At 74.7% G+C, this 5567-nt stretch carries 3 protein-coding genes; 1 reads left to right on the forward strand and 2 read right to left on the reverse strand.

What is annotated here, in order from left to right:
• Positions 1–250 precede the first annotated feature (250 nt).
• Entirely contained in the window at positions 251–3142 is a 2892-nt protein-coding gene (locus G5C51_RS39495) for a DUF6493 family protein (RefSeq protein WP_165245351.1), read from the reverse strand.
• Entirely contained in the window at positions 3139–4533 is a 1395-nt protein-coding gene (locus tag G5C51_RS39500; RefSeq protein WP_165245353.1) for an SWIM zinc finger family protein, read from the reverse strand. The genes G5C51_RS39495 and G5C51_RS39500 overlap by 4 nt, the downstream gene beginning before the upstream one ends.
• Positions 4534–4808: 275 nt before the next feature.
• On the opposite strand from G5C51_RS39500, the gene G5C51_RS39505 reads away from it, so the two are divergent.
• On the forward strand, positions 4809–5567 hold a 759-nt coding region (locus tag G5C51_RS39505; RefSeq protein WP_165245355.1), incomplete at its 3' end, for a lysozyme family protein.

Consider the following 5567-nt stretch of genomic DNA (forward strand, 5'->3'; position numbering starts at 1 on the left):
GGAGGCGCGGGTGCGCGGGAGGGGCGGGGCGGACAGGTGTGCCGACCGCCCGCCGGGTTCCGACCGAGCCGGGATGCGTGCCGACCTGGACGGGAGGGCACGCCAACCCTCGCCAGGGGCGGTGCGCCAACCCTCGCCGGGAAGGCGGGCCGACCTGGACGGGAGGACGCTCCAACCCTCGCCAGGGGCGGCCCGCCAACCCTCGCCGGGAGGACGCGCCGCCCCTCGCCGGCCGGGTGCGTCGGGCGCGCTAGGCCGTCGCCTCTGCTGCCGTTACCACCGCCCGCAGTCGGTCTGCCTGGCGGGCGAGTTGGGAGCCCGTGCCGGTGGGCAAGTGGTCCAGGCCGGGGAGTGGGCGCGCCGTGCCGACGCGTTCCGCGCAGTCCGCCGCCACCGCGAGGAGGGCGCCGAGCGCGTGCGGGCGCTGGTCGGTGGTGAGGAGTGGTGGCAATGCGGCGGTCAGCACCGCGTGGATGGTGCGCCAGGCGCCGGTCTGTGCGGCCGTGCGGGTGGCGTCGGCCAGGCGGGTCAGCTTGCCGGCGCCCAGTAGGACCAGTTCCGCCAGGTCCGTCCCGAGTCGGGTGGCGTCGAGGTTGCCTCGCGCCGCCAGGGTCAGCAGCGCGTCCGTGGCCGCGAGGCGGTCCTGCGGGTGCCGCGCGCACAGGCCGAAGGCGATGGCGAGGTGCACCGCGGGTCCCGGTCGCCCGGGAGCTTCCGCCAACTGGGGCAGGCGCTCCGCCGCACCGCGCGTGTCCTCCTCGGCGCCCGCCGCCACGGCCGGGAGCCAGAACGCCGCGACCGCCTCCGGGTCGTGCGGGAACACCGTGATGGCCCCGCGCCGCGCCGAACGCTCGTACCAGCGCATCGGTTGTGCATACGGGTCATAGCCACGACCCATTCCGGCCAGCGGCTGCGGGAAGTCGCGGCGCAGCACCTCTGATTCGCCGACGACCATGCGTAGCAGCTCTTCCACCTTTCGCGACGCATACCACCACTCACGCCGCCCCTCCGGAAGCCGGCCGACCCGCCGCTCCAGCGTCCGCGCGGGCAGACCACCCGCCGCAAGCCAGTCCGCCAGCCGCTCCCCGGCCGCACCGAGCTCACGCGCCGCCGCGATGTGGGAGGCGGAGGTGGCGGTCGCGGAGGCGACGGTCACGGATGCCGCGATGTCGGAGCCCGCCGAGTCCGAGCCCGTGGCACCGGAGCCCGAGGCGTCGGCTCCCGCGGCTCCCGGCACCCGCACCCGCAGCAGCGCCAGCCCCAAGTCCACCGGCTCCGGCTCCATTCCCGCCCGGGCGTACCCCCGCAGCCGGTCGAGCAGCGTCGCCACCTCGATCGAGCCGTCGGAGGTGTTCGGCGTCGCGAGCAGATGCGGCAGCGGGCGGTCCATGGCGATGCCCCATGCCGCCTCGACCAGCCGCGCGGTGTGCAGCCGCTCGAAGGCGCCGTAGACATGCTTCTCGCCGGCCTTCGTCAGCGACTCCCGGCCGCGCCGCAGCAGTTCCAGGTCGAGTTCGCCGAGCACCGCGTCCACGACCAGCCCGATCCCGTAGTACTGCAGCCGGTACTCGTCCTCCGCATACCACCACGAGTGCCGCGCGGGCAGCGAGCCGAGCGCCTCCTTCAGCCCGGCCCGGTCGCGGTGGGCGGCCCGTACGAGAGCGTCCAGTCCGCGCTCGTGGTCGAGGAAGGTGCCCTGCCCGGCCAGCAGCACCGCGATCTCCCCTGCGATCGCCGCGGGTTCCACGGGGGCGGGCCCGAGCGGCTCGGGCACCGGCGGCGGGGGCAGCAACTCCTCCTCCGGCCCCGCGGTGTCCCCGGCCGGATCCGGCGCGACCGGCACCCGCAGCGCATCCGCCAGCACGGCCTGCTGCGTTCTGGTGAGTGCGCCCGCCGCCTCGGCTATTCGTTCATGCGCTGCCGCGTCCGCCTTCGGCAGGTGCCGCCGCACCAGCTTCACCGCACGCTCCCGCAGGCCGTCGTCGCCATGCCCGAACGCCTCCGCCGCCGCGGGCAGCAGCACGCCCGCGTCCTCCCGGCGGCTCTTGATCGCCCGGTCGATCAGCTGCAGTTGAGCGCGCACGAGCTTCTTCTCCGTACGGAAGAGGACCCCGGCCGATACATCGGCCAGCCGCTCCGCCGACAGCCCTCCGTCCGCGAGCAGCTCGGCGAGCCGCTCCTGCGCGTAACCGGCCACGGTGGACGGGGCGTCCGCCGCCAGCGCCGCCCAGTCGTCCAGATGCGCCGCCGACTCCTCCGGGGTCGGCCGCAGATACGTCACCAGGTACAGGAAGGGGCGCAGCGCGGCGGGACGGCCGCCGCGCAGCAGCGTGGCAATGCAGGTGTCGAGCACGTCCGCGCGCTTCAGGAGCCCCTCCGCACACAGGCGGGGGATCGCGCCGGTCCAGGCGGCGGGATGATCCTCCATGCTCCAGGCCATGACCCGGCCACCTATCTCCACATCGGAGAGGAGGCGCGGGGCGAGATCGGGCGTTATCGGATCAGCCCGCAGCCGGTCCAGGAGCGACTCGTCGGTTCTGTTCTGGTTCCAGACCGACTTCGCCCACGCCCAGCCCTCCACGAAACCGTCGGTCGCCGGCATCGGTCCGCCGGAGCGCTCCGCGAGGGCACGGATCACCTCGTAGTCCTCGGCGGCGGTGGTTGGACGGGCGGCGAGCCGGTGCGCCACATCGCCCAGCCACCCGGGGTCCCGGTGCCGCAGCACCCGAACGACGTGCTCGTGGGGCAGCGCCCTCGACCACCGCCGCAGATCCCGCGCCGCCAGCCACGTCGCGGCCGCCGCCGCGCCGGTCTGGCAGCCGGCTCCCGCGAACAGCAGCGCCAGCCGCCGCTCCCGCCAGTTGTCGCTCCAGCCCTCCTCGCGCCGGTATTCGGCACGCAGCTCCTTCAACTCCGGCAGCAGCGAACGGCGTACGCCGTCATCCAGCCGCTCCAGCGCCCTGACGGTCCGCTCCACGTCACCGCCGCGCACCGCCTTCCACAGCCGCTCGGTGAAGAACTGCTGCGCGTGCTCGGTCGTCGCCATCTCGGATGTCGCTGCCGCCGCCGACGTCACAGCAGCCGAGGGAGTCGTCGCAGCGCCCGCCGCCTCCGCCATCTCCGTATCCACCGTCACCGTCATGCCACACCCCCGGCCATCGCCACCAGCTCGCCCCGCCGCACCAGCCGCACCGCCAGCGCGTGCTTGCACGGCCCGCGCCCGCCGCGGTACTTGGCCCACCACGGGCACGTACAGCCGAGCACTCCGTCCCGCTCGTGCACCCGGTACACCTGCTCGCCGGACCTGACCACGCCCGTGTCCCCGTCCAGCTCCACCGCCCCGGCACCCACCAGCGCTCGCGCGTCCCGCAGCCGCGGGTTGTGCGCCTCCGCCCGGTCCGCGTCGTACGGCAGCTCGCGGTGGTAGTACGCCGCCTCCGCCACGTCGTACCCGATCCGCCCGGCCGTCCCGAGGCGGGTGAGGGCGTCGCGCACCCGGGCGGTGTCCAGGCCGGCCTGGGCGCCTAGTTCGGCGATTTCGACGCGCGCCTCCCAGGCGAGCAGGACGCTGAGCAGTTCGGCGTCCTCCGCCGCCGTGTCGGACGCGAGCGACTGCAGGACCGCGCCCTCGCCGGAGAAGCCGCGCGAGACGCCGGGCGAGAGGGTGAGCGTCAGCCGCATCCCGGGCAGCCCCACCTCCCAGGCGGACGCGACCGGTTCGCTGCCGGCCCGCACCGGCGGTCCGTACACCCGCAACCCGGTGATGTGCCGCAGCACCCGGCGCAGCGCGCCCAGCCGCTCGGGGCCCGCGAGGCACACCGCGCCCGGGACGGCGCGGCTGGTGGGCCGCAGCACGCCGCCCGGCGCCGGTATCCGCCAGCCGGCCGGCGCGCCCGCCTTCGCCGTGCCCCCGGCGGGGAGCGAGCGCAGGAAGCGCACCGCCTGCGCGGCGTCCAGCTCCGCGCGCAGGTCGAAGCCCGCGGCCAGCACCTGCGTCTCGGCGAAGCCGCGCACCCAGCGGTCCGGCAGCGGCACCTTCTTCTCCACCAGGGGGCCTTCGGCGGCCGTGGTGACGGCCAACTCGTCCGGGCCGACCCGCAGATGCAGCGGCTCGTCCGGGGCGAGCCGGGTGAGGGCCTCGCGGAGGGGGTTGTTGACGTCGACGTTCGTCGTGCCGCGCTCGGTCGTACGGCCCTCCAGGCCCTCGGCCAGCACGTCCAGGCGGGCGTGCACGCCGCAGCAGCCGGAGAAGGATTCGAAGCGCAGGCGGTCCCCGTTCCCGGTCACCACCGGGTCCAGGGAGGCCCGCCGCTCGGGCCGGTAATAGCGCGCGGCGGCCACGTCGGCGACCGACAGCAGCCCGGCCGCGTACACCCGCGGCGAGGCTATGAAGCCGGCGAAGAACGACGGATGGGCCATCGCACCGCGCGGGCTCGAGCCGCCCGCCGTCTGCAGTCCCAACAGGCTGCCGCCCGCGCTCGGTTCGAGCGCGGACGGTGTCCGGTATGCGAGAGTCACTGCGGTTCGCGTCATGCCGAGAACACTAGAACCAGGCACTGACAATCGATCTTGGTCTGCACAGTTGAGTACGCGTCAGATGACAAACACCAGGAGTCATCCCTGCACTTCGGTGATAGCTTTCGGCCCTGCAGGTCCCGTACATCCGCATCCATATTGACCCTGTATGCAGCCCCCGGTACGTTCCGCAGTCGTTTGGTGCCGAGAATCCTTCCCGCCCCAGGCGGCCGGAACGGGGGCAGCCGCCACGCCGCAGGGGCACGGAGCCGCGCCGGGAGGAGACGCGCCTGATGAGCCGAGACGATGAGGAGCCCACGGGCGACGCCGGCCAGGAGCCGGAGCGCCCCGCGATCCCGGCGACGCCGCTCGCCGCCTACCGCGCCGCCGCCGCGAGCCTGCGCGAGACGCATCCCGAGTGCCACCTGCCCTGGGAACTCCTGGCCGCCATCGGCATGGTGGAGTCCGGCCACGCCTGGGGCGGCGCCGTGGACCCCGACGGCACCATGCTGGAGCCGATCGACGGCGAGCGGCGGGGCGCGGAGACCGTGGGGCCGATGCAGCTCAGTACCGCCGTCTGGGCGCTGTGGGCGGCCGGCGGCACCCCGGAGGCGGAGCCCGACCCGCAGAACATCCACGACGCCGCGCTCACCGCGGGCCGCTTCCTCTGCGCCCCGGGCCGCGACCTGACCCGCGACGCCGACCTGCACCAGGCGATCCGCAGCTTCCACAACGCGCCCATGTACGTACGCGCCGTGCTCTCCTGGATGGCGGACTACCGCGAGGGCGTACGGGAGATACCCGACCGCACCGAGGTGGGCTGGAGCGGCATCGCGGCGGACATGGTCAATCATGCGTGGGCGGATGTCGAGGAGCTCACCGGAGAGCGGGCGGCCGGGGAGGAGCGGGAGGCCGAGACCGCTGCCGCGCCGGAGGAAGCGGCCGCGGCGGCGAGCGGGTCGGCGGAGACGTCTGCGGACGCGCCCACGGACGCGAATACGGACGCGACTGCGGAGGGGACTTCGGACGGGACTGCGGGCCTGCCCACCACC

This window comes from Streptomyces coryli (assembly GCF_011044975.1).
Lineage (GTDB): Bacteria > Actinomycetota > Actinomycetes > Streptomycetales > Streptomycetaceae > Streptomyces > Streptomyces coryli.

Coding starts and splice junctions, on each gene's coding strand:
- G5C51_RS39495 (WP_165245351.1), bottom strand. CDS start 3,142: ATGACGGTGACGGTGGATACGGAGATGGCGGAGGCGGCGGGCGCTGCG.
- G5C51_RS39500 (WP_165245353.1), bottom strand. CDS start 4,533: ATGACGCGAACCGCAGTGACTCTCGCATACCGGACACCGTCCGCGCTC.